We start from the raw sequence: 25,445 nt of genomic DNA, 5'->3' as shown, positions 1-25,445 counted from the left end.
CTCGTCGCCCCGGGCGTGACCCGGGGCCCATAGCCACCGAAGCTCGTTGGGCGAAGAAGGCGTCCGCCAGCGTACCCCTCCACGGCCGCGGGGTATAGGCCCCGGTCCAGCCCGTGGCGACGGAGAGTTATCGGTGAGTTAGGCGAACCTGTACGCCCCGCCCTTCTCCAGCGACCGCTTGAACGCCGGCCGGGCGTGCATCCGTCCCAGCCAGGCCGCGAGGTTCGGGTATGGGGTGAGCTTGCCAAACACTTTGGCCATCTCGCCGACGAAGCTCATCTGGATATCGGCGCCGGTCAGCGCCGGCCCGACGAAGAACTCCCGGTCCTTCAGCGCGGCGTCGACATAGCCGAGATGGTTGGCCAGTTCGCTGTCGATGCGGGGATGCAGCGGAGCGCCGGCCTCTTTCAGCCGGGACACATAGAGGTTCAGCATCAGCGGCAGCATCGCCGAGCCCTCCGAGTAATGCAGCCATTCGTTATAGGCCTCGTAGTCCGCGCCATCCTGCGCCGGCATCATCGCGCCCTTGCCGTAGCGGCGGATGATGTAATCGACGATGGCGCCGGATTCGGCGATCGTTGTGTCGCCGTCCGTAATGACTGGCGATTTGCCGAGCGGATGGACCTGCTTCAGCTCCGGCGGCGCCAGCCGCGTCTCGCCGTCGCGCTGATAGCGCTTCATCTCGTAAGGCGTGCCCAGCTCCTCCAGCAGCCACAGAATTCGCTGCGAACGGGAGTCGTTGAGGTGATGAAGCGTCAGCATGAGGTTTCCTCGTTTTGTTGATTGCGTGTTGTTGGCCCGAGACTGTCACTGCCCGCACCGCGAGGCAATCATCCCGCAGGATGGGTAGAGCGAACAGACCCCATCAAAGCCACCTTTTATTACAGACGGTGACGGGTTTTGCTGACGGGGGCGCGAACGCAGGGCCAGTTCGAACCGCTCGCTGCAGGGTTAGAGGCACGCCACTCCAGACCGCCGCAAAGGCGATCAGATACGAGGCCGTAATCGCCAACCGGAATCGGACCAGGGGTGCGAGGATTGAAGGCCGCTAGTTGTGTTGTGCCGCCAGCACCGCCATCGCGATCGACACGCTGGCAAACCGCCTTACAGCCCCGTGAACCCTGCCTTCACCGGATCGCTGCTGCCGTCGAGCTGGCGCAGATAGGTCAGCCCGCACACGGTGAGCCGATGGGTATCCTTCTCGCCTGCTTCCACCAGCGTGGTCAGATATTCGGTCACCTTGCCGCGCGCCTCATCGCTGGCGGCTGCGGTGCGGTTCACGAGCAGGTCGTACGTCTGCATGATGCGGTCGATCGCGGCTTCCATGGTCTTCTCCTGGGAATGCGGATGATGCGGTCAGGCCGCCGTCTGGGCTTCAAATTCGGAGATCGCCTTGTTGGCGAGCCGGATCGTGTTGAATTCGCCGTGCTGAACCATCTTCGCGATGATCTCGAGCAGCCGTTTGTCCGGAGCGGGGCTATCAGCGATGGCGCCGGTCTTGTGCAGGTAGTTCGACGCAATGGCGTAGGCGTCGCTCACCACCTCGAAGTTCAGTACCTGGATTCCCCGCTCGGCCAGCATGCTTCACCTGTTCTGTGACAAGCTCAACAATGCGCGAGGTCCGACAAGGTTCCATCCCGGTAAACCGGGCCGTTCGCCGCAAAAAACAAAGCGCACCAGCCCCGGAACACCGGAGCCGATGCGCTTTCAGCAGGGCTTACTGCCTTGCCAGTACCTTTAACTGCTGTTGGCTGCCGGTCTTCTCAGATGGCCGGCTTGACCGCGAGCGGAAGAGTTTTGGCGCGTTTTCGTTGCGCGAATCGGCGTCCGCGTCGCCCGAAAACGCCGCGTCGTTTTCAGAGCCGATACAGGATCTGGTCGGTCCAGAAGCGCTCAAGGCGGTGCAGCGACTTGTTCAGTGTCGCGAACTCCTCGTTGGAGATGCCGCCGACCTGCTCCACCGTCTTGACGTGCTTCTGGTAGAGCGCGTCGACGATCTTGCGGATTTCCTGGCCCTGCGCCGTCAGGCGGATGCGGACCGAGCGGCGATCGACGCGGGAGCGCTGATGATCGAGGAAGCCGAGCTCGACGAGCTTCTTCAGATTATAGGACACGTTGGAGCCGAGGTAGTAACCGCGTGTGCGCAGTTCGCCCGCGGTCAGTTCCTTGTCGCCGATGTTATAGAGCAGCAGTGCCTGCACCGAGTTGATGTCGGCGCGGCCGCGGCGATCGAATTCGTCCTTGATAACGTCGAGCAGACGACGGTGCAGGCGCTCCACCAACGTCAGCGCTTCCAGATAGAGCGGCTGTACCGGAGCTCCGGGAGCGCGCTCGGCGGTTTCCACCGCCGTTGCAACGGCTTTGATCATGACACTTCCCCTGTCGTCGTTTTTCGACTTATTTCGACGAAACTTCTGTCCCGCCTGATAGGTTCAACTTAAGGGGGCGGTTTGAACATCCGCTTAAATAAGAGAATAAAGAGATCATGAATTTAACAGAGTGAATTGTCGATTAAGCCTCTTGGATCAATGCTTTTTGCAATATTTCATTGACGGTGGGCGGCCGATGTTCACGCTTCGTGTGCGGCCCCTGTCGCATTCGGAAACAGGTCCGTCTGAAATCGAAACGCTCGCGTAAGGTGTGTGGTTAAACCGTTTACGGCCCTTAACGGTGATTGAATCGGACCCGGAAAGATTTGCGAAAATAATCCGGGATCGCGTGGCAATTTCTCCACGCAGGTAAATTATGGCGGGAAACTGACGCGTTGAATAAGTACGGTCGCTCGGCCCCCCTCGCCGCTCTGCGAGGTCGACAGAATATCTACGGCGGCCGTTCGCGCGCGGCCATCCAGGCGAGCGCCAGATAGGCCGCCAGCATCAAGGCCTCGAATCCCACCACCGTGAGGCTGCCGCCATAGATGCCGGGAAACATCAATTCGATCACCGCCATCGAGACGACCGTGGTGAGCCAAACCACGGCGCCCCAGGGCGTCGCAAGCCACAGACCAACCGCACCGACGAGTTCGATCACGGCGAAATAGACGGTGGCGGTCTGCCAGGCCATCGACTGGTTCTCGAACGCCTCTTCCTCGCCGCCGATGAACCCTGTCACCTGCGCCCAATGGAACAGGCCCTTCACGATCGAGATCATCGCCATGACGCGCAGGAACATGACCAGGCGGCGCGTCCACACATTTTCGTCGGGCTCGATCCGCTCCGACGACATCGCCGCCATCGACATCGCATTGTCGCGCCCCTGATCCCGCGAGGCGTCGGACATCGACGTCGGCCTTGGGCTCGGCCGGGGGCTGGGTCTTGGGGGCGGCCTCGGCATGGAGGACGATGCGTGGTTCGGTGGTCTCATGGCCTGTCTTGGCCCGCCGGGGCGGCAAAATCAATTGCCGATGAGATGGCCAAGGCTCGGTGACGGCAGCGCCGCAAGGTGCTAGAACTGGAACAAATCAAAACTGACCCGCGCATCAGGAGCACCCCATCCATGGCGATCAAATTCGGGCGTCCGATCGAAATGCGCGACACACCGCGGCGGCAGACCACCCTCGCCTCTACCTCGCTGGACCTGGCGATCCGCCCCCGGCGCAATCGCAAGTCGGAATGGGCGCGGCGGCTGGTGCGGGAAAACGTGCTGACCACCAACGACCTGATCTGGCCGATCTTCGTGGTCGACGGCAACAACACGCGCACGCCGGTCGCCTCGATGCCCGGCGTCGACCGCCTCACCGTCGATCAGGCGGTGCGCGACGCCGAGCGGGCGATGAAGCTCGATATCCCCTGCATCGCGCTGTTCCCCTATACCGAGGCGTCCCTGCGCGACGAAACCGGTTCCGAGGCGCTCAACCCGAACAACCTGGTCTGCCAGTCGGTGCGTGCGATCAAGAAGGAATTTCCTGAGATCGGCGTGCTCTGCGACGTGGCGCTCGATCCCTTCACCAGCCATGGCCATGACGGGCTGATCGAGGACGGCAAGATCCTCAACGACGAGACGGTGGCGGTGCTGGTGCGGCAGGCGCTGACCCAGGCCGAAGCCGGCTGCGACGTGATCGCGCCGTCGGACATGATGGACGGCCGCGTCGGCGCGATCCGCGAAGCGCTGGACGAGGCAGGTTTTCTCGACGTGCAGATCATGGCCTATGCGGCGAAATATGCTAGCGCCTTCTACGGCCCGTTCCGCGACGCCATCGGCTCGGCGAAGACGCTGACCGGCGACAAGCGCACCTACCAGATGGACAGCGCCAATTCCGACGAGGCGCTGCGCGAAGTCGAACTCGACATCGCCGAGGGCGCGGACATGGTGATGGTGAAGCCCGGCATGCCCTATCTCGACGTGGTGCGGCGCGTCAAAGACACGTTCTCCATGCCGACCTTCGTCTATCAGGTGTCCGGCGAATACGCGATGATCGCCGCCGCCGCCAACAATGGCTGGATCGACGGCGACCGCGCCATGATGGAAAGCCTGCTTGGCTTCAAGCGCGCCGGCGCCGACGGGATTTTGACATATTTCGCACCGAAGGCGGCGGAGAAGTTGAAGGCGGGGGGCTAGTCCCCGGACCTCGCGTCATTGCGAGGCGCGAAGCAACGAAGCAAGCCATCCATCCTTTATGCGGCACTATGGATTGCTTCGATTCGCTCGCATTGACGTCGGGTGGGCGGCGTTCCACCAAGATCACGCACAATATTGCACGCTGTTAATGGTCGCAGCCCCTTGGCGGGAGCGCGGCCGTTTCCCATTTGAGCCGCGGGAATATGTCTGGAGGACGGACCATGTCTTATAGCAGCTCTGGCGAAAGCGGCGGCGCAAACGCTGGCGGCGCCTGGCGGAACGACGGCGGGGTGCCGCCGCATGCGTTCGATCCCGACCTGCAGCCGGAACTGTTTCGCGGCGTGCTGACGCGGCGGGTATTTGCGTTCCTGATCGACCTCGTCGTGCTGACGGTGCCGGTCATCCTCGGCTACATCTTCATTGCCGTGTTCGGGGTGATCACGCTCGGGCTAGGCTGGATGCTGTTCTGGCTGGCCTGGCCGGCCACCATCGTGTGGGCGATCGTCTATTACGGCGCTTCGATCGGCGGGCCTCACTCGGCCACCATGGGCATGCGCGCGATGGATCTGGAGGTGCGCACCTGGTACGGCGCCCCGGGCTACTTCGTGCTCGGCGCCTGCCACGCCGTGCTGTACTGGGTTTCGATGACGTTCCTGACCCCGCTTGTGCTCCTGGTCGGGTTGTTCAACGGCCGGCGCCGGCTGCTGCACGACATCATCCTGGGAACCGTGATCATCAACAGCTCGGTTCGTACCCAGGTAGCGCCTGCGGGTCGCGGCAGCTACTAGGCGAGCAATAAACCGTAGCTGCAAACTGTAATTGACGGTCGGCCCCGGCGGCGCGATGCTGCGGTTGTCCGGCCAGGAAATGTATCCGGGCCGGGGCGGCTCTTTTTTCGTTTTGACGCGTTTTCTTAACGCGGACCGGTGTCTACTTTGGCACGGAAACGCTATGGTTGATTTGTTTCGGAGGACTGACGACCCCTCGTGACCCAGCATTCGCGTGACACCCCGCAATTCTATCTGACGGCGCCCTCGCCCTGCCCCTATCTCCCGGGCCGGCACGAGCGCAAGGTGTTCACGCATCTGGTCGGCGAAAAGGCCGGCGACCTCAACGACCTCCTGACCCATGGCGGCTTCCGCCGCAGCCAGTCGATCGCCTATCGCCCGGCCTGCGACCAGTGCCGGGCCTGCGTCTCCGTGCGCGTGGTCGCGAACGAATTCCGTCCCTCGCGCAACTTCAAGAAGGTTCTGGCGCGCAATGCCGATATCGTCGGCGAGCAGCGCAGCGCAGTGCCTACATCCGAGCAGTATTCGGTGTTCCGCGCCTATCTCGACAAGCGGCACCGCCACGGCGGCATGGCCGACATGACGGTGCTCGACTACGCCATGATGGTGGAGGACAGCCACGTCGAAACCCGCATCATTGAATACCGCAAACGCGGCATCGATACCGGCATCACCGGGCGCGGCGAGGAACTGATCGCGGTGGCGCTGACCGACGTGCTCAGCGACGGGCTGTCGATGGTCTATTCGTTCTTCGATCCGTCGCAGCAGAGCCGCTCGCTCGGCACCTTCATGATCCTCGATCACATCACCCGCGCGCGGCGGCTGGGACTGCCTTACGTCTATCTCGGCTACTGGATCGAGGGCTCCAAGAAGATGGACTACAAGGGCCGCTTCCTGCCGCAGCAACGGCTGGCGCCGTCAGGCTGGCTGCGGATCGATGCATCGGGCGAAACGCTGGCCGAGCCGCAGGATTGAGTGACCTGTCATCACCGAGCTTGACCGGGTGACCCAATAGGCCGCGGCCTCTCGATCAAATCACCACCGTCTCTGGGCTACTGGACCGTCCGGTCAGGCCGGACGATGACAGCGGCGTATGGAGCATTATCCGAAGAACGTCTCGAACAGCAGTTTCACGTTCAGCGCCACGATCACGCCGGCAACGATCCACGCCACCACGGCCACGCCGCGCGGGATGACGAACTGGCCCATCTTGCGGCGGTCGGACACGAAGCGCACCAGCGGGATCACCGCGAATGGCAGTTGCATTGACAATATCACCTGGCTGAACACCAGCAACTGGCTGGTGCCGCGCTCGCCATAAAGTGCGGTGATGATCACGACCGGCACGATGGCGATGCCGCGGGTCAAGAGCCGTCGCGCCCAGTTTGGCAGCCGCAGATGCAGAAAGCCCTCCATCACGATCTGGCCGGCGAGCGTCGCGGTTACCGTGGAGTTCAGGCCGGAGGCGAGCAGCGCCACCGCGAACAAGGTCGAGGCGATGCCCAGCCCGAGCAGCGGCGACAGCAGTTCGTACGCCTGTCCGATCTCGGCGACTTCGGTGCGGCCGCTCGCATGGAAGGTGGCGGCCGCGACGATCAGGATCGCGGCATTGATGAACAGCGCCAGCATCAGCGCGATCGTCGAATCCGTCGTCGCCCATTTGATGGCATCGCGGCGGCCCTCGTCGTTACGCTCATAGGCGCGGGTCTGCACGATCGAGGAGTGCAGGTAGAGGTTATGCGGCATCACGGTGGCGCCGATGATGCCGATGGCGATGTAGAGCATCTCGGGGTTGGTGACGATCTCGGTCGACGGCATGAAGCCTTTGAGAATCGCCGCCACCGGCGGTGCTGCTGCCGTGATCTGGATCGCAAAGCAGACCGCGATCACGATCAACAGCGAGATGACGAAGGCTTCGAGGAAGCGAAAGCCCTTGTTCATCAACAGCAGCAGCAGGAAGGCGTCGAGCGCGGTAATCAGCGCGCCGCCGATCAGCGGAATGCCGAACAGCAATTTCAGCGCGATGGCCGTGCCGATCACTTCGGCCAAGTCGCAGGCGATGATGGCGGCCTCGCAGGCCAGCCAGAGCATGAGGTTGACGGGACGGGAAAAGCTGGCGCGGCAGGCCTGCGCGAGGTCGCGGTCGGTGACGATGCCAAGCCGCGCGGCCAAGGCCTGCAACAGGATCGCCATCAGGTTCGACAGCAGGATCACCGACAGCAGCGTGTAACCGAACTTCGAACCGCCGGCGAGGTCGGTGGCCCAGTTGCCGGGGTCCATGTACCCGACGGAGACGAGGTAGCCGGGGCCGAGAAAGGCCAGCAGCCGGCGCGACCAATGTCCACCAAGCGGCACCGCGATCGTCGAGTTGACCTCAGGCAGACTCTGCTGGGTGCCGGCGGCAGCGTCAGCGCGCCAGCCGGCGGCGGTCGTCTCGGTCGAAGTCGGACGGCTGGCCGGAATTTCGGAGCCCAAATCGGGCGTTCGCACATTCATTCAGATAACGGTAGCTGAGCATTCCTCTTAGTGCAACTAATGTGCAACTGCATCTAGGGATCACGAAAATGATACCGTGACCGCTCTGTAAAGCACCAATGAAGTGCTTTAAGATGTTTCCATGGTCAAGCTGCCCACTGTGATGCCGACGGCGGCCCTGCGGTACGCTCTCGTCCCGGACGAGGCCGCCATTGCGGCCTTCGAGGCGACGTTTGCCGCCTACGACCGGATGATGGAGATCCTCGCCGAGGTCGCCCCTGTCGGCGCCAACCTCGTCGCGCTTCACGCCCAGGCCTACGACCGGATCCGCACCGAGACCGGCCTGCCGGCCCGCCTCGTAACGCTCGGCCTGCGCGACCGCGCCAGTTACGCCGCCGGCGCGGCGTTGCGCCGGATTCCCCTCGACGACAAACTGTTTGCGATCAAGGGGCCCACGTCACTGACAATCAGCACCGTTCGCGGACGCATCCTGGTGCCGTTCGAAGTCCCGGGCTACTTGCCCGGCTGGGAAAGTCCCTTCCCGGCTCACCTAGTCGCGGACAGCCGCGGCTACGAAATCCATTTCGCCGTCAAATCCAAATCATCACCACCGGAGGAGCAGACCATGGTTCACGAAGGTATTCTTGCGCGTATGGGCAGACTTCTGGCCGCGATCGCCAGCGAGACGATCGATAATGCCGAGAACAGCAACAAGGTCGCGCTGGTCAAGCAGGCGATCCGCGAGATCGACGCCGGCGCCGACGAGGCGCGCCACGCACTCGGCAAGTCGCGCGCCGAGGAATTCCGCCTGAAGCGCCGGCGCGAAGAACTGGATGCCGAGGTTGCAGCGCTGACGGACAAGATTCGACTTGCAGTTGCAGAGAATCGCGAAGACCTCGCGCGCGCCGGCGTCGCACGGCAAATTGATCTGGAATCGCAGGGTACCGCGCTGGAACGCGCGATGGACTTCATCGAACTCGAAATCGATGAGCAGACCAAGGCGTTACAGGCAATGCTTGGCGCGCGGCGTGAAGCGGAAGCCCGCCTCGCCGATCTCCAGGCAAGCCTCGAAAAACATTCGCCGCAGGAAACCGGTCGCGCGGCTGGCGCGACTAAAACAGTGAGTCCCGATCGGGCCATGGCGGCGATCGCACGCGTCACCGGCGTGCCGGCGTCCGGCGCGCCCGGCGACAAGGAGCTCGACGAGCTCGACCGGTTGCACCGCGAAAAGGAAATCGCGGCCCGCCTTGAAAGGATCAAATCGCAGCAATGAGTGCCATGACCGACATGCTGCTGGCGCCCGACGTACGCCCGTTCGCGATATCGGCTGCAATCATGATCGTTCTCGGCGGCGTCGAACTGCTGACCACGCTGGTCGGCTTTTCGCTCAGCCAGGTCATGGGCAAAGATTTCGCAGCAGAGATGAATGCCGATTCCGGACTGAACGGCCTGTTCCTGTGGATCAATGCCGGCCGGCTTCCGCTCTTCATCCTGCTCATCCTCGCGCTCGGCATATTCGCGATCGCCGGGTTCTTTCTGCAGGGCCTTGCCCATGGCGTCGGGATTTCAATTCCTCCGCTGATCGCCTCGCTCGTGGCGGCGGCTGCCAGCCTGCCCGCGATCCGCGTCACCAGCCGCGGTATCGCGCGGATCATTCCGCGCGACGAGACCTATGTGGTCGATAATGACGACTTCGTCGGCCACGTCGCCGAAGTCTCCGTCGGCCCACTCGACCAGGGGCTGCCCGGCCGCGTCCGTCTCAAGGATGTCTTCGGCAACTGGCATTCTCTCGTCGCACGCGCCGGTCCCGAATCCACGCCGCTTCCGGTCGGCGCCAGCGTGCTGCTGGTCGACCGTGACGCCAAAAGCTTCATCGCGATTTCCGCACCCGCCGACCTCATTGCGCAACAACATTCAGACAGGGCTTAAACAACATGTGGGAACTCGCCGTACCCGTCGCTATTGCTGTCATTTCCATTCTCGTTATCGGTCTCCTGCTCGCCAAACTCTATCGCCGTTCGACACGTGACGAAGCCTATGTCCGCACCGGCCTCGGCGGCCAGAAGGTCGTGCTCGACGGCGGCTCACTGGTGCTTCCAGTTTTTCATTCGACCGCTGCGGTCAATTTGAAGACCCTGCGGCTCGAGGTCACCCGCGGCGGCCCGGATTCGCTGATCACCAAGGATCGCATGCGCGTCGACATCGGCGCCGAATTCTACGTGCGCGTCAAACCCGATGCCTCGTCGATCGCGCTCGCGGCGCAGACGCTGGGCAGCCGCACCAATAACGCCGGCGAACTGCGCGAACTGATCGAGGCCAAGTTCGTCGACGGCCTGCGTTCGGTGGCGGCCACCATGAACCTCGAGGAGCTGCAAGAGCAGCGCGCGACCTTCGTCAAATCGGTGCAGGAAGCGGTCGGCGCCGACATCCAGAATAACGGCCTCGAACTGGAGTCGGTGTCGCTGACCCGGCTCGACCAGAGCGACATCAAGCATTTCAATCCCAGCAACTTCTTCGACGCCCACGGCCTGACGACGCTGACCAAGATCACCCGGGAGCGCGAGCAGGAACGCAACCAGATCGTCCGCACCACCGAGGTCAACATCGCCCAGCAGGACCTCGTCGCCCGCCAGACCACGCTGACGATCGAAGCCACCAAGCGCGAGGCGGAGCTGGCGCAGCAGCGCGACATCGCCAACAAGACCGCCGCGATGCGCGCGCAGACCGCGCAGGTCGAGCAGACCGCGCTGCAGAACGAGGCCGAATACCGCATCCAGCAGGAACTGGCGGTTGCCAACAAGCAGACCGAAGCCAACCAGGCCCGCGACACCCGCAAGATCGAGGCCGACCTCGCCGTGAAGCGCCGCAACACCGAAATGGAGCGCGACCTGCAGATCGTCGCCCAGGAAAGCGCGATCGCGGTCGCCACCAAGAGCAAGGAGCAATCGGAAGCCCAGACCGTCGCCGAGACCGCGCGGGCGCTGGCGATCGCGGCCGAGGAAAAGGTCACCACCGCCAAGGCGGTCGAAATCGCCGAACGCGACAAGATCATCAACGTGATCGCAGCCCGCAAGGCCGCCGAGACCGAGGCGATGCCAATCACCGTGATGGCGGAAGCCGAAAACCAGGCCGCGACCAACAAGGCCGAAGCCATCACCATGCTGGCCAAGGCCGACGCCGATGCGGCGATCACCCGCGCCACCGGCGTCAAATCGCTCGGCCAGGCCGAGGCCGAAGTGGCGGCGCTGAAGGCGGAAGCGCGCAACAAGCTGTCGCAGGAGATGGTTGACTACGACCTCACGCTGGCGCGCATCAACATCATCCCGAACGCGCTCGCCGAGGCGGTCAAGCCGATCGAGAAGATTTCCGACATCCGGATCTTCGATACCGGCGGCATGCTCGGCCGCGGCGGCGGCAACGGCGCCATGAACGGCCATGGCAACGGCATCGGCCTCGGCGACGGTCTCGCCGCGCAGCTGCTGTCGGTCTCGGCGTTCAAGCCGATCATCGACAAGATTTTGGCCGAAGGCGGCTTTGCCGCCGGCCCCGACGCGCTGACCACCCTGACCAATGCGCTGGCCGCACAGCAATTGGCCGGTCCCGCCGAATCGCCCGAGGTGGACGATGCGGTGACGCCGCCGGCGACGATCTCGGGAACGGGCAAGGCGACGCTCGGACCGAAGACCTGATTGGGCTGACTTCGGGCCGTCGATCGCTACAGACGAAAAGTCCGCCGATAGTCAGACGGGCTTTGTCCGGTTTCACTGCGGAAGATACGGGCAAAGTGGGTCGGGCTGACGAAGCCGGCATCTAACGCGATCTGCGTGACCGATGCGTCGCTTCGCACCAGTGCATGCTTCGCAAGTGCGACCCGCTGGCCGTTGATGAATTGCAGCGGCGTCTTACCGGTGCTCGCGCGAAAAGCGCGGTGGAAATGTCCCTCTGACAGGTCCACGAGCCGGGCCAGATCGGCAATCCGGATCGCCTTGTGAAGATGCGCGTCGATGAAGTCGGCTACGCGGCGCAAACGATAGCCAGGCAGGCGGATTCGCTGCGGCAGCGTTGCCGGGCGACCATAACGTTTCGCCAGATATAGTACGAGCGCGTGACTCATGGTCTCGCAGTAGGCCTCGTCCAGGCCGGACTCCTGCGCATCGAGACGATCGAATTCCGCGAGGAGATTCCAGACGAACCGATCCTCCGCGCCCGCGATCGGCGCGAGGCCGCCAAGCGAACCTGGAGCCAGACGCTCGATCGCATCGGCATCGAAGGCGATCGTGGCCCAGCGCCAGGCGACATTGTGCAGGCGGAGACGGCGCTCGCACTGCGCAGGCAGGAAGGAAATCGACGCCGGAAGGTCCGGCCCGTCATGACGCCGGCCGCCGTCGATGGTGAACTCATGCCGCTCGGCACCGCCGCTCAACGTCGTCATGATGAGGTGGCTGGAGGACGCGATGCTACCCTCGACAAAGGCCGTGAGCGGCCGATGCGCCGTTTCGAACGTGCCGCCCGGCCACCGTACACATCGCCAGCCGTCCGGGCGCGAACTCAGCCGTTCGAACGCCGCACTCAATCCATCGATGCCGTGCCGCACATGTCTGCTCGATCGCGGGCCAACCTTGTTCGGCAATCTAGAAGCTGCGCGACCGAAACTCAACATGACCGCAGGATCCGACGCGTCGGATCAGGATCGCGCGCGACGGCTTAGTCAGGATCGGCTTTCGTGGCCATCGGTCCGTTGCTTTCGGCGGGCAGAGATCACAGAACGGTGAAACATGGACGAGACTACTCAGAAAAGCACTGTTGGGACCGATCGCCGCAGCTTTATCGGCTCGGTGACAGCTCTCGGCGCAGTGGCTGCTGCATCTATGCAGGCTGGCGGCGTGGGTATCACATCGGCTTCGGCGCAGAGCGCGCCCGCCACGGCGCCGCCGCGCCCAGTGCTGACACGGACAATTGGTCGCACCGGCGAGAGCCTGCCGGTGCTCGGACTTGGCACGTTCCTGACCTTCGATATGCTGCCCGGCGCACCCCGCGAGCCGCTCCGTGCTGTGACCAAGATCTATATCGACGCCGGCGTGCGTGTCGTGGATACCTCGCCGCTCTACGGCACCGGCGAAGTCAGCGTGGGCAATTTCATGAGCTGCATGGGCGTCACCGACCAGATGTTCGTCAGCAACAAGATCTGGTCGACCGGCGACTATCTGGCGGATGAGAGCCACGCGCTGCGCAGCTACGAGCAGTCGCGCCTGCGACTGTGGCGCGACAAGATCGACCTGCTGTTCTGTCACAGCCTGGTCAATGTCGACGTGGTGCTGCCGACCTTGCGGGCCTGGAAAAAAGAAGGCCGCGTCCGCTACATCGGCGCCTCGGTTCACGAGAACGACTATCACGCCATTCTCGCCAGTCTGATCGAACGCGACCTGGTCGATGTCGTGCAGGTCAACTATTCGATCTTCAATCGCGGCGCTGAGGATCGGGTGCTCAAGGCGGCGCAGGACAAGGGCGTCGGCGTATTCATCAACATGGGCCTCGAGAAAGGCAGGCTTCACAAGATCACCGCCGGCCGGCCGCTGCCCGATTTTATCCGCGAAACCGGCGCGTCGAACTGGTCGCAATTCTTCCTGAAATGGGTGATTGGCAATCCGGCGGTAACGACCGTATTGGCGGCGACCTCCAGCCCTGACCATGCCAGTGAAAATATCGGCGCGCTTCACGGCGCGTTGCCGGATCAGGAGATGCGGCAACGCATGGTCCGGCACATGGAAGGCATCCCAGGCTTCACGTCACTGGCGTCGATGCCGTGGTATCCTGACAAGGCGACGATGTATCAGGGTGTGATCCGCCGCTCGCAGGCCGCCCTGCGGCAGCGCCTGAGCTGAGGTCTTGAAGATGCGCGGTGTTGGAATGCCGGTGAGAACGACGGTATCAATTGGTCTGCTGTTCGCAACCCAATCGACCACGGTGCTGGCCGTACCCGACTCCGCGCAAAGGCTAGGTCGATTTGCCATCGATCAGACCGAAGTGACGATCGGCGAGTTTCGTACCTATCGCGACTCCCGATCGCTCGTCACCGAAGCCGAGAGCGCGGGCGGAGGTTTTGAGTTCGGCAACGGCTGGGAACGCCGGGGCGGCTGGACCTGGTCATCGCCCTATGGGAAACCGGGCTTGGACAATGAGCCCGTCGTCCATGTGAGCTGGAGCGAGGCACGCGACTTCTGCCTTGCCCGGGGCGGCCGGCTGCCGGGCCTCGAAGAATGGCGCAAGGCTGCTTTCACGGAGATGCGGACCGAACCGACAGATGGGTTCACCAATGGACGCACCTACCCCTATCCCGTCGGCGACAAGCCCGATGGCATGAATACATCGGCCAATGATCGTTGGCCGCGCCATGCGGTCGCCGGTGAAACCCGGCGCGGCGTGAACGGCATATTCGACATGGGTGGCAACGTCTGGGAGTGGCTCGCCGATCGCCAGGGCGATCAGGCCCTCACCGCTGGCGGCTCTTGGTGGTACGGCCCCGACAAGACGCAAGCCGCGGCGGTGCAGTGGAAGCCGGCGGATTTCTATGCCGTCTATGTCGGTTTCCGCTGCGCGTATGATCTTTGAATTGGTCACTCATCCGCGACCTGTGTCGGAAAACGGGTGGGTTCGATCGTCCTCTGCGCAGACAATGCGGAAAGATCGAATCTGCCAAGGACCTCCGTCATGTCGCCCGCTCCGCCCCCTCGCCTGCCCGCCACCTTCAACCGCCTTGCCTGGTCCAACCTTGCGGCGCAGTCGGCCGAACAGATCGCGCTGGCCGCAGCCCCCATCGTCGCCGTGCTGCTGCTCAGCGTCGGCGAAGGCCAGACCGGGCTGCTGCAGACCGCGCTGACGCTGCCGTTCATTCTATTTGCGATCCCGGCCGGCTTGATTGCCGACCGCATCTCGCGGCGCTTTGTGATGGTGGCTTCCGAAGCCCTGCGGGCCGCGGCGCTGGCCGGGATCCTGCTGCTGATCTGGTTCGGCCAGATGACGCTACCTTTGCTTTCGCTGCTCGGCTTCGTCGCGGTGTGCGGCACCGTGGCCTACAGCGTCGCCGCGCCCGCGCTGGTGCCCTCATTGGTGACCTCGCCACAACTGCCCGCGGCGAACGCGCGGATCGAACTGGCGCGCACGATCGCGTTTGCCAGCGGGCCGGCGCTCGGCGGCGTGCTGGTCGGATGGCTGGGCGCCGCGCCGGCGTTCGGCTTTGCCGCGGCGTTATCGGTTGTCGCGGTCGCCCTGCTGTCGGGCATCCATGAGCCGGCGCGCGCGCCCACCCCGCGCCGCCATCCGCTGCAGGAAATCAAGGAAGGCGCCGCCTTCGTGATGCATCATCCGCTGCTGCGGCCGGTGTTCATCACCCAGTTCATCTTCAACACGGCGTCGTTCCTCCTGCTCGCGGTGTTCGTGCCCTACGCCGTGCGCCATCTCGGACTTTCGGCGACCGGTGTCGGCGTCACGCTCGGAATGTATGGCGTCGGCATGGTGGTCGGCGCGCTGGCGGCGACGCGGGTGATGCAGCGGCTCACCTTCGGCACCGTGATCGGGCTCGGCCCCGTCACCGGCTTCGCCGCCGCACTCGTGATGGCGCTCACCATTGTCGCACCGAGCCCGTGGCTGGCGTCGCTCAGCTTCTTCCTGCTCGGAGCCGGCCCGATCCTGTGGGTGATCTCGACCACCACGCTGCGTCAATCGGTGACGCCACCGTCGCTGCTGGGTCGCGTCTCCGCGATCAACATCATGAGCTACGGCGCCCGCCCGCTCGGCTCCGCGCTCGGCGCCATCGTCGGCGGTTTCTATGGCGCCGAAGCCTGCCTCTATCTGGCGGCCGCGATCTTCGGCGCGCAGGCGCTGTTGATCTGGACCTCGCCGGCCGTCGCGCTGGCGCGGCAGCCGGACATGGTGGGAGAGCCGGCGCGGTGTTGAGGCCAAAACCCGGAAGTCACCGCGACGCGACTTTCAGGTTCAGTTTGGTCGAGCGCTCATGCCGTCGGCCCTCACAGCGCCCGTGAACACCTGACCGGAAATGCGGCGGTCGTAGTCGTCCGCAAGGGCACGCAAGGCTGCGGCGCCGTCGCCCGTAAAAGAGGGACCATGCATGAGTGCCAGCGTGCGTGGCGCGAGGCTGGCGAGACCGCGGATGGTACTGCCCATGCCCGGGCTGAGGCTTGAATAGTTGAAGATGTCTTCCGCCGCGATCGCAGGCCCAACCACGTCGCCGTCGGTCAACGCCTTGTCGTTGCCGAGTTGCGTGAACAGGTCGCCGCACAGCAGGGTTCGCGTCGATTCCTCGAACAGGACTCCGGCGTCCCAGCCGTGCGGCGTGTGCGGCGTATCGATGAAGCGCACGCGCTTGCCGCCGCCGATGGCGATCACCTCGCCATCCGCGAGCGCGCGCGGCTCACGGTCCGCGAAATCGGCCAGCGACACCATGCATCCGGTCTGGCCATGCGCGGGCGTCGCCTGTGGCGCCACGGCGAGCCACTCGTTCATCGCGCCGCACTCGTCGGCCTCGAAATGGCCATAGGCGATCCAGCGCAGTCGCTCGGGCGGGATGATCCGGCTGAGCGCCTCGCGGTTGAGCGGAAACATCTTGCGCAGGCCGGTGTGAAACATCAGCGGCTCGTCGCCGAGGACAAGGAACTGGTTGAAGGTAAAGCCCGAGGGCGGAGCAATGTCCGGCACATAGGTCGAAAGGCGGTAGATCCCGTTGGCGATTTCGCTGACCTTGGTCTCCATGAATTCCTCCATCACGACAATAATTTAGGAGAAGCACTGGGGGGCAATGTACATACGTCAGATTTGATAATACATATATGTACAGTGAAATTTGCGCGACTGTCAATAATGGGTGCACGCACTTGTGCAATTAAAAAAGATGTCTCGGACTTACACCCTGAAGCGCCGCGCCGAGCAGCAGGCGCAGACCCGGCAACGCATCGTGGAATCCGCCGTGGATCTGCACAGCAGTGTCGGTCCGGCAGCGACGACGATCAGCATGATTGCCGATCGCGCCGGCGTGCAGCGCCATACGCTCTACGCGCACTTTCCCGACGAACGCAGCCTCCATCTCGCCTGCTCCGGATATGCGATGGATCGCGACCCGCTTCCGGAGCCGGAGCCGTGGCGTTCGATAGCGGATCGACGCGAGCGTCTGCGGACCGGCCTCACGGCGATCTACGGCTGGTACGCGCGCAACGCATCGCTTGCCGCCTGCGTGCTGCGCGACGCCGAGTATCACGCCCTCACCCGGGAAATCTCCGACATGCGATGGGGGCCGTACACCGCAGCCTATCGCGACGTGCTGGGCGAAAAGCTGAAAAAACGGCAGCGCGCGATGCTGCATCTCGCGCTCAGCTTCCACACCTGGCAGACGTTGTTGCGCCAAGGTGGCCTGAAACCAGGCGATGCCGTAGAAGCCATGGTTCAAGCTGTCGATGGCGCAAAGTGAAGTTCAAAACGTTTGGACAGATGCTCAAACTGGTCGAGCGCTCGGTCTGACCTGTGTAATGGCAACGCCTGAGATCGGGAGCAGCCCGCCGACAATCGGCTTTGGGAGCATGCGGTCGCCGAGGAACAGCACGCTCGAAATCAGGGCGAATACCGGAAGCAGCAGACCGAAGGGTGCGACGCGGCCCATCGAAACAATCCATCCTCTCCGTGGGAAGATGGATTGCTTCACTTTTGTCGTCATGATGCCGCGATGGTGGGGGATCCCGCCAAGTGCACTGCGGGCGTGCTGAGTGGAGATCAGCCCTTCGCGAATTGGCGGAAGTCGGGCTCGCGGTGAAACCAGAACTCGTATCCGCTGATGTTCTTCTGCATCGCGACGTCATGGATCGGCTGGTTGAGCGGAATCACCGGCACGTCGCGAATGCAGAGCCCAATGAACGCCTTCACGGCAGCTTCATACTCGGCCGGGTCTTCCGTGAAGCGCGCCTTGTCGATCAGCGCGTCCATGTCCTTGTTCTGGTACGATGAGATGTTGAAAATCGAATTGTTGCCGTGGAAATTCCAGTAGAAATAATACTCGGGATAGTCCAGCCAGCCGCTGAAGCGGTTGAGCACCAGCGGCAATTCCTTCTTGTTCAGAATGGTCCGCCAGTTGGCGCCGGGAATCTTGTTGATCTGCGTCTTTATACCGATCTTGGCGAGGTTCTCCTGGATCAGCACGACGGTTGGTTCGCCGACGGTGGCGGTGCCGGTGTCCAGTGACAATGTCGTTTCGAGACCGCCTTCGAGACCGGCCTCCTTCATCAGCGCCTTCGCCTTGTCAATATCCGTCACGTAAGGAAACGGCTGCGGCCATGCAGCCCTGGATACTTCAGCGGGCCCGCCGTACATCGGCAGGGCACGATTGAAGAAGGCCCCATTCTGGATCTGCTCGTAGGGCATCGCCCATGCCAGCGCCTGACGCAGTTTGGCGTTATCGAATGGCGGCTTGGCGGTGTTCAGCGCGAGATACCACAATGCGTTCGGAATCGGGACGCCCGACACCTTGATCTTGCCTTCCTTCATGATCTGATCGAAGTCGCGCGGCGCGAAGCCGCTGGATAGGTCGGCGTCGCCCCGCTCCAGCATCGCACGCCGCGTACCGCCCGAGGGGATGTCGCGCGCGATAATGCGCTTGAGCTTCGGCAACGGCCCGCTGCTCCAACCGTCGAAGCGGGTGAAGATGGTCTCGATCCCGGGCTTCCAGCTTTCGATCCGGTAGGCCCCGCCACCGGCCTCGTTGTTCTTCAGCCAGGCCATCGCCCAGGGGTCTTCGGGTGTGGCGTTCTTCTTTGCGAGTTCCGAGTTGATGATGAACGGTACGACGACGGCGACGTTGAACAGCAACATCTTGTCCTTGCGGACGTAATCGATGCGAAAGGTGTGATCGTCGACGATCACGAATTGTTCGGGCTTTTCCAGCGAACCGGCCGACATCTGGAATGTCGGGAAGCCTCCGACTTTGACGGCCCTGTCGAACGACCATTTGACGTCCTTTGCCGTGACCAGGCTGCCGTCGTGGAATATCGCGCCCTTGCGCAGCTTGAAAGTGCAGGACATGCCGTCGGCAGCGACCGCCCAGCTCTCGGCGAGTTCGGGGGCCAGCTTCTCTCGGTCGTAGGACAGCGTCCCGTCCGGCAGCGTCTTGGCCGCGTAGGACAGCAGCCGGTCGTAGCAATTCCAGGACAGACCGTTGACCGTCTGGTTTGAGCCAACACCCTGCATATCGAGCGAATTAGGGCCAAGCTCCTGAACCACCAGCAGCGTCTCCGAACGTCCCTGCGCCCCGGCCGGATCCACGCCGAACGCCGCGGCTGAAGCGCCGGCCAGGCTCGTTCGCAGGAAGTTCCGGCGGTTCAGGATGACTGGAGCGGACATGACGGCGTCTCCTTGACGGTGCGGCTGCCCTTTTTGCAGGCAAGGTCTATGCCACCCCGCCAGTCGCCGGCGGCAGGCCGCCCGTGCGGAATTCAACTTGGACCATCGGCATTTCCGCTTTATATGATGATAATAATCTTATTTAGATCGGAACCTCGCCATGACCGAGCAGACCGCCGCGGTCGACGCCCCGCCCCGCGCCGAAAAATCCTCGACGGCCCTGCAGATCGCCGTTCTGGCCGGCCTCGCCGCCACCGGTACGCTCGCCACCAACATCCTGCTGCCGTCATTGCCGCAGATGGCGGCGTCGCTGAACGTCACCAGCGCGGCGGTCACCTCCGCGATCACGATCTTTCTGGCCGTGTTCGCCATCGGTCAGCTCGCGGTCGGGCCGATTTCCGACCGCTACGGCCGCCGCTGGCCGGTGCTGATCGGTTTCGGTGTGTTCTTCATCGGCAGCGTCTGGTGCGCGCTGGCGACCGATCTGACCGGGCTTCTGATCGGCCGCGTCATCCAGGCCGCGGGCGCCTGCGCTACCTCGGTGCTGTCCCGCGCGATCGCCCGCGATTTGTTTTCCGGCGCAGCGCTCGCCCGCGCCATGGCGCTGATCATGATCGCCATGGCCGCGGCGCCCGGCTTCTCGCCGCTGCTCGGCGGCGCGCTCGACCACGCGTTCGGCTGGCGTTCCGAATTCGTGCTGGTTGCGGCCTTTGCGGCATTCGGCGCGCTCGCCTACGCCGCCGTGTTCGGCGAGACCCATCACGCCACGCGCACACCGCTCGATCCGCTTGCCATTACCCAGACCTATCTCGGTCTTATCGCGGACCGGCGGTTCGTCGTGCCGGCCGCGACGGTGAGCCTGATCATGGGCAGCCTGTTCTCGGTGTTCTCGGCGGCGCCGCGCATCCTGATCGAGGCGATGCACTTCACCCCGATCCAACTCGGCCTGTTCTTCGCCGGCACCGTATTGATCGTGTTCGCCGCCGGCATGCTCGCGACCAGGCTCGCGCCGCGCCACGGGCTCGACCGCTCGATCCGGGGTGGCCTGCTGGCCGCCGTCACCGGCGGCATCGCGATGCTGCTGGTCTCGCTTTACAGCCCGACTTTCCTTTCCTATCTCGGTGCGCTCAGCGTGTTCCTGCTCGGCATGGGCATCGTCAATCCGCTGGGGACGGCGCAGGCGCTGTCCCCGTTCGGCGACAAGGCGGGCGCGGCCTCCGCGCTGGTCGGCTTCTGGCAGATGATGATGGCCGCGATCGGCGTCTGGCTCGCCGCCACGATCTCGCATGAAGCTTTGTTCGCGCTGGGCGTGGTGCTGACGGTATTTTCGCTTGCCGCGATCGGGCTCTATACGCTGCGGACGAAAGTCAGGGCCGCATGAACATGAAGTCAGTGTCGGGATCGCAATTGTCGGCGACGAAACGAAGCTCGGACTGAACGTCGGCCAGCGGCCGGCTCTCCAGATATTTTGCGACGACGAGACTGAGCAGCGCGCGGCAGACAGCGTCGGCGCCCTGCCCCTCAGACTCTGCATCGGCCAGCGCAGCCGCGAAATGCCGTTGTGCGATCTCGGTCGTGGACATGTGACTCCGCCTCCGCGCCCAATTAAGCTGGCGACGGAGATGCGCGCCTTGACGTGAATCAAGGTCGCTACCGCGGCAGGCGCTGGCTCAGGACGCCAGATACCGCTCGTACTTCCCCGCCACGACTTCGTCGGCTGCGATATCCGGGTCGAGCGTATAGAGATCCTGCGCGCGGCCGATGCCGCGCAGCGCAAAGCGACCTGTGGACACCAGATAATTCCGCCCCGCCGCGTCGAGGCCTGACCGGAACGCCGAGGACATCAGCAGTTCGCGGTCGACCGAGCGGCACATCGAGGCGATCCGGCTGACCTCGTTGACGGCCGGCCCCACCACCGTGAAGTCGAGCCGGTCGTCGCTGCCGATATTGCCGTAAAACACCTCGCCGACATGCAGGCCGACATGGGCCGTCGTCACCGGGCGGCTTTCGGCGACGCGGCGGGCGGTCAGCGCCTTCATGTTGCGGCGAAAGCGATGCTCGGCGCGCAGCGCGGCGCGCTTGGCCGCTGCGAGATTCTCGTGGGTGAACATCGCCAGCACGCCGTCGCCGATCAGCTTCAGCACTTCGCCGCCGGCGTCATGGATGGCGTCGATCGAGGCCTGCGCATAGTCGTTGAGGAACGGAATGATCTCGCCGGGATCGATGCTTTCGCTGATCGCGGTCGAGCCGCGCAGATCCGAGAACCACAATACCGTATTGATGCGCTCAGTGACGCCGCGCGCGATTCTTCCGCGCAGCACCTGTTCGGCGGCATCGCGCCCGAGATAGACGCGGCCCAGCGTCTTGGCGATATCGGCCTGCGCCGCGGTCTTGATCGCGAGCCCGAGCACCGGCACGAGGTCGCGCAGCGTCGCCATCTCTTGCGCGCCAAAGCCCTCGTCGCGCCGGGTTACCCAGTAGGAATAGACGCAATCCATCTGCCCCATGGTGCCGGCCTCGCCGAAGCGGTGCACATAGGCCACCGCATGCTTGTGGCCTTTTTCGGCAAGGTCGCTCATGAACTTGAAATTGGCCACGCCGTTGGCGAGGTCGACCGGCATTTCCTCGTGGCCGTTTTCGAGCATGTGGTAGAATATCGAGCTCCGCCACGCCTCCGCGGCCTCGCCCTCGCTGGTCGAGCCATATTCGAATACGTCGCTCTCGTTGGTCTCGGCGTCGTTCCAGCGGAAGCCACGGCCCTCGAAGATCGGGTGCAGCGTGTCGATGAAGACCATGCCGCGCGACAGGGATAGACCTTCGGCGCGGCAGCGTTCGCAGAAACCGCGGATCAGATCATTTTCGGGCAGGCCTGTGAGGCCCTGGCTCACCAGCCAGTTCATCAGGCTCAAGCGGGGCGCGAGGTCCATCCGACGATTATGCCGCGCAATCGCGACGAGTAAAAGCCTCGCGCGCCTCAGCCCTTCGCGCGCCGGGTTTATATCGTGACGGTCATGGCCGCGCGGTCTCCTTGGCCGTGCCGGATGCCGTGGCGCCGGACTCGTACCAGCCGCGCGACGCCTTCACCAGATGGACCACCGACAGCATCACCGGCACCTCGACCAGCACGCCGACCACGGTGGCCAGCGCGGCCCCGGAGTTGAGGCCGAACAGGCTGATGGCTGCGGCAACGGCCAGTTCGAAAAAGTTGCTGGCGCCGATCAACGCCGCCGGCGCGGCAACGCACCAGGCCACGCCGAAGCGCCGGCTCAGCCAGTAGGCAAGCCCCGCATTGAAATAGACCTGGATCAGGATCGGAACGGCCAGCAGCACGATCACGAGCGGCTGCGCAATGATCTGCTCGCCCTGGAACCCGAACAGCATGACCAGCGTCGTCAGCAATGCCACCAGCGAAACCGGCTGCAGCGCATTCAGGGTTCGCTGCAACGCCGCCGGCCCGTTGGCCAGCAGCGCGCGACGCCATAGCTGCGCGACGATCACGGGAACGACGATATACAGCACGACCGATATCAGCAGCGTCGCCCACGGCACGGTGATCGACGCCACGCCCAGCAGGAGGCCCACCAGCGGCGCGAACGCAAACACCATGATGACGTCGTTCAGCGCGACCTGGCTCAACGTATAATGCGGTTCGCCCTCGCACAGGTTCGACCACACGAAAACCATCGCCGTACACGGCGCCGCCGCCAGCAGAATGAGGCCGGCGATATAGGACGGAATTTGCGCCGCCGGCAGCCAGGGCGCGAACAGGTGGCCGATGAATATCGAACCCAGCAACGCCATCGAGAACGGCTTTACTGCCCAGTTGATGAATAGCGTGACGCCGACACCGCGCCAGTGCCCGCGCACCTCGCCGAGTGCACCGAAATCGATCTTCAGCAGCATCGGGATGATCATCAGCCAGACCAGCCCGGCCACCGGCAGGTTGACCCGCGCGATTTCGGCACCCGCGATCGCCGCAAACAGACCAGGCAGCAGATGTCCGAGCGCTACCCCGGCGACAATGCAGAGCGCCACCCAGAGCGAGAGATAACGTTCGAAAAGGTTCATGGCGATGACATCCGGGTGCGACGTGGGAGCGATCTACAGGCTATCCCGCACAGCCGTGACCGCGAGATGACCTCTCGGTATGGCAGGCTTGACCGGCTCGCAAGAAATATGTCTTGATTATTCGACATATCGACACGATTATTGGGCAGGAATCGTCCGTATTCCGCCCTGATAATCTCATATCGTCATCCCGACGTCATCAAATTCGTCGATAAATATCGACATAATCCGACTGCGAGACAGTAAATGGAAGCCACCAGTCGCGAAGCCAGCGCCATCGAAGGCTTTGGATCGCTTGCGCAACCAACCCGGCTTGCCGCGGTACGCCATCTGCTGGCGGCGCACCCGGGAAGCCTCCCCGCCGGTGAAATCGCCCGGCTGTGCGAGGTGCCGCACAATACGATGTCATCGCACCTCAGCATTTTGAGCCGAGCCGGCCTGATCTCCGCCGAGAAGGACGGCCGCTCGATGAACTACCGGGCAGATATCGACGGATTCAGAGGTCTGCTCGAATTTCTCTCGCGCGACTGCTGCAACGGCCGTCCGGAGCTGTGCGGTGATGCCTTCGATCTGCCATCCGAAGCGACGGGGAGGTTCATGACACCTGCGTTCAACGTCCTTTTTCTGTGCACCAAAAATTCGGCTCGCTCGATCATCGCCGAAGCGCTGCTGGAGAAGATCGGCCGTGGCCGCTTCCGGGCCTATTCCGCCGGATCGGAGCCGGCCGCAGAACCCGTTCCCGAGGTCATCGAGCGGTTGAAGGCCCTCGGGCACAACGTGTCACACCTGCATTCAAAGTCATGGGATGAATTCAGGGGACCGGACGCTCCCAGAATGGACTTCATCATCGCGCTCTGCGACGCCCCCAACAATCAGTTTTGCCCGGATTTTGGCAACCAGTTCGTCACCGGCGCCTGGCCCCTGCCCGATCCGGCGCATTTCACGGGGTCGCCGACCGAGCGCACCACGCTGCTGAATGAACTCTATGCCATGATCCGGCGCCGGATCGAAATCTTCACCAGCCTCCCGTTCGACTCGCTGGACCGCATGGCGATCAAGGCCCGCCTCGACGAAATCGGCGATACGAACCGCGTATCCCCTTAGAGGAAGTTCTCGATGAGAGTTGGCATCAATGGCATGGGCCGCATCGGCAGGCTCGCGCTGCGCGCCGCGCTCGGCGGCATACACCGTCCAGCAAGCGATCCGCGCGCCGAGAACCGGCTGGACGTCGTCCATGTCAACGAGTTGAAAGGGGGCATCGCGGCGACCGCGCATCTGCTCGAATTCGACAGCATCCACGGGCGCTGGCACGCATCGGTCGCGGTCGATTCCGACAATGCCCTCACGATCGGCAAGCAGGGCGTCAGCTTCAGCGAAAAGGCCGCTCCGGGCGACGTCGCCTGGGGCGATCTCGGCTGCGACATCGTGCTGGAGTGCACCGGCAAGTTTCTCAAGCCCGACCAGCTTCAGGCCTATTTCGACCGCGGCGTCAAACGGGTGATCGTCGCCGCTCCCGTCAAGGACGAAGCGGCGCTCAACATCGTCGTCGGCGTCAATGATCATCTCTACGATCCCGCCCGGCATCGGCTGCTGACGGCGGCATCCTGCACCACCAACTGCCTGGCGCCCGTCGTCAAGGTCATCCACGATTCGATCGGTATCCGTCACGGACAGATCACGACGATCCATGATCCGACCAACACCAACGTCGTCGTGGATGCGCCGCATAAGGATCTCCGCCGCGCACGGTCCGCGATGCTTTCGATGCAACCGACGACCACGGGCAGCGCCACGGCGATTTCATTGATCTATCCTGAACTCAAGGGCAAGCTGAACGGCCACGCCGTGCGGATTCCCGTCCTGAACGCCAGCCTGACCGACTGTGTCTTCGAGTTGAAGCGCCCGACCACGGTCGAGGAGGTCAACCAGCTGTTCACATCGGCTTCCGAAAGCGTTCTGGCCGGCATCCTGGGTCTGGAGACCAGGCCCCTCGTCTCGGCCGACTACAACAACGATCCGCGCAGCTCTATTGTCGATGCCTTGAGCACGATGGTGACCGATGAAACGCTGCTGAAGGTCTATGCCTGGTACGACAACGAAGTCGGCTACGCCTGCCGAATGGTCGACCTCGCCAACATTGTTCAACGTTCGGGCGTGTAG

25 protein-coding genes and 1 pseudogene are annotated in these 25,445 nt (G+C 63.6%); 13 read left to right on the top strand and 13 right to left on the bottom strand.

Going from position 1 to position 25,445, the window contains the following annotated elements; genetic code table 11:
* Positions 1-138 precede the first annotated feature (138 nt).
* The 5 genes from QUH67_RS15605 to QUH67_RS15585 all read right to left on the bottom strand — a co-directional run bounded on the left by QUH67_RS15605 (position 139) and on the right by QUH67_RS15585 (position 3,279).
* Entirely contained in the window at positions 139-762 is a 624-nt protein-coding gene (locus QUH67_RS15605; protein WP_300947557.1) for a glutathione S-transferase family protein, read from the bottom strand.
* A gap of 342 nt (positions 763-1,104) precedes the next feature.
* Positions 1,105-1,326, bottom strand: coding sequence for a hypothetical protein (locus QUH67_RS15600; protein WP_300947556.1), 222 nt, complete (start codon positions 1,324-1,326; stop codon positions 1,105-1,107).
* 30 nt (positions 1,327-1,356) lie between these two features.
* Positions 1,357-1,581 carry a hypothetical protein gene (locus QUH67_RS15595; protein ID WP_300947555.1) on the bottom strand — a complete coding sequence of 75 codons (225 nt, stop codon included), beginning with the start codon at positions 1,579-1,581 and terminating at the stop codon, positions 1,357-1,359.
* Between the two features lie 275 nt (positions 1,582-1,856).
* Complete coding sequence (gene ldtR / locus QUH67_RS15590; RefSeq protein WP_300947554.1) at positions 1,857-2,369, bottom strand: transcriptional regulator LdtR; 513 nt, start codon at positions 2,367-2,369, stop codon at positions 1,857-1,859.
* 451 nt (positions 2,370-2,820) lie between these two features.
* Entirely contained in the window at positions 2,821-3,279 is a 459-nt protein-coding gene (locus QUH67_RS15585; protein ID WP_300947553.1) for a DUF6163 family protein, read from the bottom strand.
* A 216-nt stretch (positions 3,280-3,495) separates the two neighbouring features.
* Here QUH67_RS15585 and hemB point away from each other — a divergent pair, with 216 nt between their 5' ends.
* The 3 genes from hemB (at position 3,496) to QUH67_RS15570 (ending at position 6,320) form a co-directional block, all read left to right on the top strand.
* On the top strand, positions 3,496-4,557 hold the full coding sequence (gene hemB, locus QUH67_RS15580) for a porphobilinogen synthase (protein ID WP_300947552.1): 1,062 nt from the start codon (positions 3,496-3,498) through the stop codon (positions 4,555-4,557).
* 221 nt (positions 4,558-4,778) lie between these two features.
* Positions 4,779-5,345 carry an RDD family protein gene (locus QUH67_RS15575; protein ID WP_300947551.1) on the top strand — a complete coding sequence of 189 codons (567 nt, stop codon included), beginning with the start codon at positions 4,779-4,781 and terminating at the stop codon, positions 5,343-5,345.
* Positions 5,346-5,543: 198 nt separating this feature from the next.
* On the top strand, positions 5,544-6,320 hold the full coding sequence (locus QUH67_RS15570) for an arginyltransferase (RefSeq protein ID WP_300947550.1): 777 nt from the start codon (positions 5,544-5,546) through the stop codon (positions 6,318-6,320).
* 126 nt (positions 6,321-6,446) lie between these two features.
* On the opposite strand, the gene QUH67_RS15565 is transcribed toward QUH67_RS15570, so the two are convergent.
* Complete coding sequence (locus QUH67_RS15565; protein ID WP_300947549.1) at positions 6,447-7,841, bottom strand: Nramp family divalent metal transporter; 1,395 nt, start codon at positions 7,839-7,841, stop codon at positions 6,447-6,449.
* Positions 7,842-7,962: 121 nt separating this feature from the next.
* On the opposite strand from QUH67_RS15565, the gene QUH67_RS15560 reads away from it, so the two are divergent.
* Genes QUH67_RS15560 through QUH67_RS15550 form a run of 3 tightly spaced genes read left to right on the top strand, consistent with a single transcriptional unit; the run spans position 7,963 to position 11,509 of the window.
* Positions 7,963-9,093, top strand: a complete 1,131-nt coding sequence (locus QUH67_RS15560; RefSeq protein ID WP_300947548.1) for a PspA/IM30 family protein — start codon at positions 7,963-7,965, stop codon at positions 9,091-9,093.
* On the top strand, positions 9,090-9,749 hold the full coding sequence (locus tag QUH67_RS15555) for an OB-fold-containig protein (RefSeq protein ID WP_300947547.1): 660 nt from the start codon (positions 9,090-9,092) through the stop codon (positions 9,747-9,749). Before QUH67_RS15560 ends, QUH67_RS15555 begins: the two co-directional genes overlap by 4 nt.
* A gap of 5 nt (positions 9,750-9,754) precedes the next feature.
* Complete coding sequence (locus tag QUH67_RS15550) at positions 9,755-11,509, top strand: flotillin family protein (protein ID WP_300947546.1); 1,755 nt, start codon at positions 9,755-9,757, stop codon at positions 11,507-11,509.
* A gap of 26 nt (positions 11,510-11,535) precedes the next feature.
* On the opposite strand, the gene QUH67_RS15545 is transcribed toward QUH67_RS15550, so the two are convergent.
* Entirely contained in the window at positions 11,536-12,480 is a 945-nt protein-coding gene (locus tag QUH67_RS15545) for a helix-turn-helix domain-containing protein (protein WP_300947545.1), read from the bottom strand.
* Between the two features lie 223 nt (positions 12,481-12,703).
* On the opposite strand from QUH67_RS15545, the gene QUH67_RS15540 reads away from it, so the two are divergent.
* The 3 genes from QUH67_RS15540 (at position 12,704) to QUH67_RS15530 (ending at position 15,773) form a co-directional block, all read left to right on the top strand.
* Positions 12,704-13,702 carry an aldo/keto reductase gene (locus QUH67_RS15540; RefSeq protein WP_300947544.1) on the top strand — a complete coding sequence of 333 codons (999 nt, stop codon included), beginning with the start codon at positions 12,704-12,706 and terminating at the stop codon, positions 13,700-13,702.
* 10 nt (positions 13,703-13,712) lie between these two features.
* Complete coding sequence (locus QUH67_RS15535; protein ID WP_300948056.1) at positions 13,713-14,429, top strand: formylglycine-generating enzyme family protein; 717 nt, start codon at positions 13,713-13,715, stop codon at positions 14,427-14,429.
* A 99-nt stretch (positions 14,430-14,528) separates the two neighbouring features.
* Positions 14,529-15,773 carry an MFS transporter gene (locus QUH67_RS15530; protein ID WP_300947543.1) on the top strand — a complete coding sequence of 415 codons (1,245 nt, stop codon included), beginning with the start codon at positions 14,529-14,531 and terminating at the stop codon, positions 15,771-15,773.
* Between the two features lie 39 nt (positions 15,774-15,812).
* Here QUH67_RS15530 and QUH67_RS15525 read toward each other — a convergent pair whose 3' ends face one another.
* Entirely contained in the window at positions 15,813-16,586 is a 774-nt protein-coding gene (locus tag QUH67_RS15525; protein WP_300947542.1) for an oxygen-binding di-iron domain-containing protein, read from the bottom strand.
* Between the two features lie 112 nt (positions 16,587-16,698).
* Between QUH67_RS15525 and QUH67_RS15520 the strand changes: the two genes are divergently transcribed.
* Positions 16,699-17,298 carry a TetR/AcrR family transcriptional regulator gene (locus QUH67_RS15520; RefSeq protein ID WP_300947541.1) on the top strand — a complete coding sequence of 200 codons (600 nt, stop codon included), beginning with the start codon at positions 16,699-16,701 and terminating at the stop codon, positions 17,296-17,298.
* Between the two features lie 24 nt (positions 17,299-17,322).
* Here the strand turns inward: QUH67_RS15520 and QUH67_RS15515 are convergent.
* Together QUH67_RS15515 and QUH67_RS15510 are read right to left on the bottom strand one after the other, a co-directional pair.
* Positions 17,323-17,490, bottom strand: a pseudogene (locus QUH67_RS15515) (EamA family transporter); the annotation flags it as partial.
* A 107-nt stretch (positions 17,491-17,597) separates the two neighbouring features.
* Positions 17,598-19,217, bottom strand: a complete 1,620-nt coding sequence (locus QUH67_RS15510; protein WP_300947540.1) for an ABC transporter substrate-binding protein — start codon at positions 19,215-19,217, stop codon at positions 17,598-17,600.
* Between the two features lie 160 nt (positions 19,218-19,377).
* Here QUH67_RS15510 and QUH67_RS15505 point away from each other — a divergent pair, with 160 nt between their 5' ends.
* Positions 19,378-20,598 carry a multidrug effflux MFS transporter gene (locus tag QUH67_RS15505; protein ID WP_300947539.1) on the top strand — a complete coding sequence of 407 codons (1,221 nt, stop codon included), beginning with the start codon at positions 19,378-19,380 and terminating at the stop codon, positions 20,596-20,598.
* Here QUH67_RS15505 and QUH67_RS15500 read toward each other — a convergent pair.
* From QUH67_RS15500 to arsB, 3 genes are all read right to left on the bottom strand, one after another.
* Positions 20,585-20,800, bottom strand: a complete 216-nt coding sequence (locus QUH67_RS15500; protein WP_300947538.1) for a hypothetical protein — start codon at positions 20,798-20,800, stop codon at positions 20,585-20,587. The genes QUH67_RS15505 and QUH67_RS15500 overlap by 14 nt on opposite strands.
* A gap of 87 nt (positions 20,801-20,887) precedes the next feature.
* Complete coding sequence (locus QUH67_RS15495) at positions 20,888-22,144, bottom strand: adenylate/guanylate cyclase domain-containing protein (protein ID WP_300947537.1); 1,257 nt, start codon at positions 22,142-22,144, stop codon at positions 20,888-20,890.
* 82 nt (positions 22,145-22,226) lie between these two features.
* Complete coding sequence (gene arsB / locus QUH67_RS15490; protein WP_300947536.1) at positions 22,227-23,285, bottom strand: ACR3 family arsenite efflux transporter; 1,059 nt, start codon at positions 23,283-23,285, stop codon at positions 22,227-22,229.
* Positions 23,286-23,531: 246 nt separating this feature from the next.
* Between arsB and QUH67_RS15485 the strand changes: the two genes are divergently transcribed.
* Together QUH67_RS15485 and QUH67_RS15480 are read left to right on the top strand one after the other, a co-directional pair.
* Complete coding sequence (locus tag QUH67_RS15485) at positions 23,532-24,389, top strand: metalloregulator ArsR/SmtB family transcription factor (RefSeq protein ID WP_300947535.1); 858 nt, start codon at positions 23,532-23,534, stop codon at positions 24,387-24,389.
* Positions 24,390-24,401: 12 nt separating this feature from the next.
* A complete protein-coding gene (locus QUH67_RS15480; protein ID WP_300947534.1) occupies positions 24,402-25,445 on the top strand; it encodes an ArsJ-associated glyceraldehyde-3-phosphate dehydrogenase in 1,044 nt (347 codons plus the stop codon).

This window comes from Bradyrhizobium roseum (assembly GCF_030413175.1).
GTDB lineage: Bacteria > Pseudomonadota > Alphaproteobacteria > Rhizobiales > Xanthobacteraceae > Bradyrhizobium > Bradyrhizobium roseum.
Note: the sequence above shows the minus strand (reverse complement) of the source record. Positions and strands in the feature narration are given on the sequence as shown.

Excerpts from the sequence above, each read along its gene's own strand:
- QUH67_RS15605 (WP_300947557.1), bottom strand. The coding sequence starts at position 762 with ATGCTGACGCTTCATCACCTCAACGACTCCCGTTCGCAGCGAATTCTG.
- QUH67_RS15600 (WP_300947556.1), bottom strand. The coding sequence starts at position 1,326 with ATGGAAGCCGCGATCGACCGCATCATGCAGACGTACGACCTGCTCGTG.
- QUH67_RS15595 (WP_300947555.1), bottom strand. The coding sequence starts at position 1,581 with ATGCTGGCCGAGCGGGGAATCCAGGTACTGAACTTCGAGGTGGTGAGC.
- ldtR (WP_300947554.1), bottom strand. The coding sequence starts at position 2,369 with ATGATCAAAGCCGTTGCAACGGCGGTGGAAACCGCCGAGCGCGCTCCC.
- QUH67_RS15585 (WP_300947553.1), bottom strand. The coding sequence starts at position 3,279 with ATGTCCGACGCCTCGCGGGATCAGGGGCGCGACAATGCGATGTCGATG.
- hemB (WP_300947552.1), top strand. The coding sequence starts at position 3,496 with ATGGCGATCAAATTCGGGCGTCCGATCGAAATGCGCGACACACCGCGG.
- QUH67_RS15575 (WP_300947551.1), top strand. The coding sequence starts at position 4,779 with ATGTCTTATAGCAGCTCTGGCGAAAGCGGCGGCGCAAACGCTGGCGGC.
- QUH67_RS15565 (WP_300947549.1), bottom strand. The coding sequence starts at position 7,841 with ATGAATGTGCGAACGCCCGATTTGGGCTCCGAAATTCCGGCCAGCCGT.
- QUH67_RS15560 (WP_300947548.1), top strand. The coding sequence starts at position 7,963 with ATGGTCAAGCTGCCCACTGTGATGCCGACGGCGGCCCTGCGGTACGCT.
- QUH67_RS15555 (WP_300947547.1), top strand. The coding sequence starts at position 9,090 with ATGAGTGCCATGACCGACATGCTGCTGGCGCCCGACGTACGCCCGTTC.
- QUH67_RS15550 (WP_300947546.1), top strand. The coding sequence starts at position 9,755 with ATGTGGGAACTCGCCGTACCCGTCGCTATTGCTGTCATTTCCATTCTC.
- QUH67_RS15545 (WP_300947545.1), bottom strand. The coding sequence starts at position 12,480 with ATGTTGAGTTTCGGTCGCGCAGCTTCTAGATTGCCGAACAAGGTTGGC.
- QUH67_RS15535 (WP_300948056.1), top strand. The coding sequence starts at position 13,713 with ATGCGCGGTGTTGGAATGCCGGTGAGAACGACGGTATCAATTGGTCTG.
- QUH67_RS15530 (WP_300947543.1), top strand. The coding sequence starts at position 14,529 with ATGTCGCCCGCTCCGCCCCCTCGCCTGCCCGCCACCTTCAACCGCCTT.
- QUH67_RS15525 (WP_300947542.1), bottom strand. The coding sequence starts at position 16,586 with ATGGAGACCAAGGTCAGCGAAATCGCCAACGGGATCTACCGCCTTTCG.
- QUH67_RS15510 (WP_300947540.1), bottom strand. The coding sequence starts at position 19,217 with ATGTCCGCTCCAGTCATCCTGAACCGCCGGAACTTCCTGCGAACGAGC.
- QUH67_RS15505 (WP_300947539.1), top strand. The coding sequence starts at position 19,378 with ATGACCGAGCAGACCGCCGCGGTCGACGCCCCGCCCCGCGCCGAAAAA.
- QUH67_RS15500 (WP_300947538.1), bottom strand. The coding sequence starts at position 20,800 with ATGTCCACGACCGAGATCGCACAACGGCATTTCGCGGCTGCGCTGGCC.
- QUH67_RS15495 (WP_300947537.1), bottom strand. The coding sequence starts at position 22,144 with ATGGACCTCGCGCCCCGCTTGAGCCTGATGAACTGGCTGGTGAGCCAG.
- arsB (WP_300947536.1), bottom strand. The coding sequence starts at position 23,285 with ATGAACCTTTTCGAACGTTATCTCTCGCTCTGGGTGGCGCTCTGCATT.
- QUH67_RS15485 (WP_300947535.1), top strand. The coding sequence starts at position 23,532 with ATGGAAGCCACCAGTCGCGAAGCCAGCGCCATCGAAGGCTTTGGATCG.
- QUH67_RS15480 (WP_300947534.1), top strand. The coding sequence starts at position 24,402 with ATGAGAGTTGGCATCAATGGCATGGGCCGCATCGGCAGGCTCGCGCTG.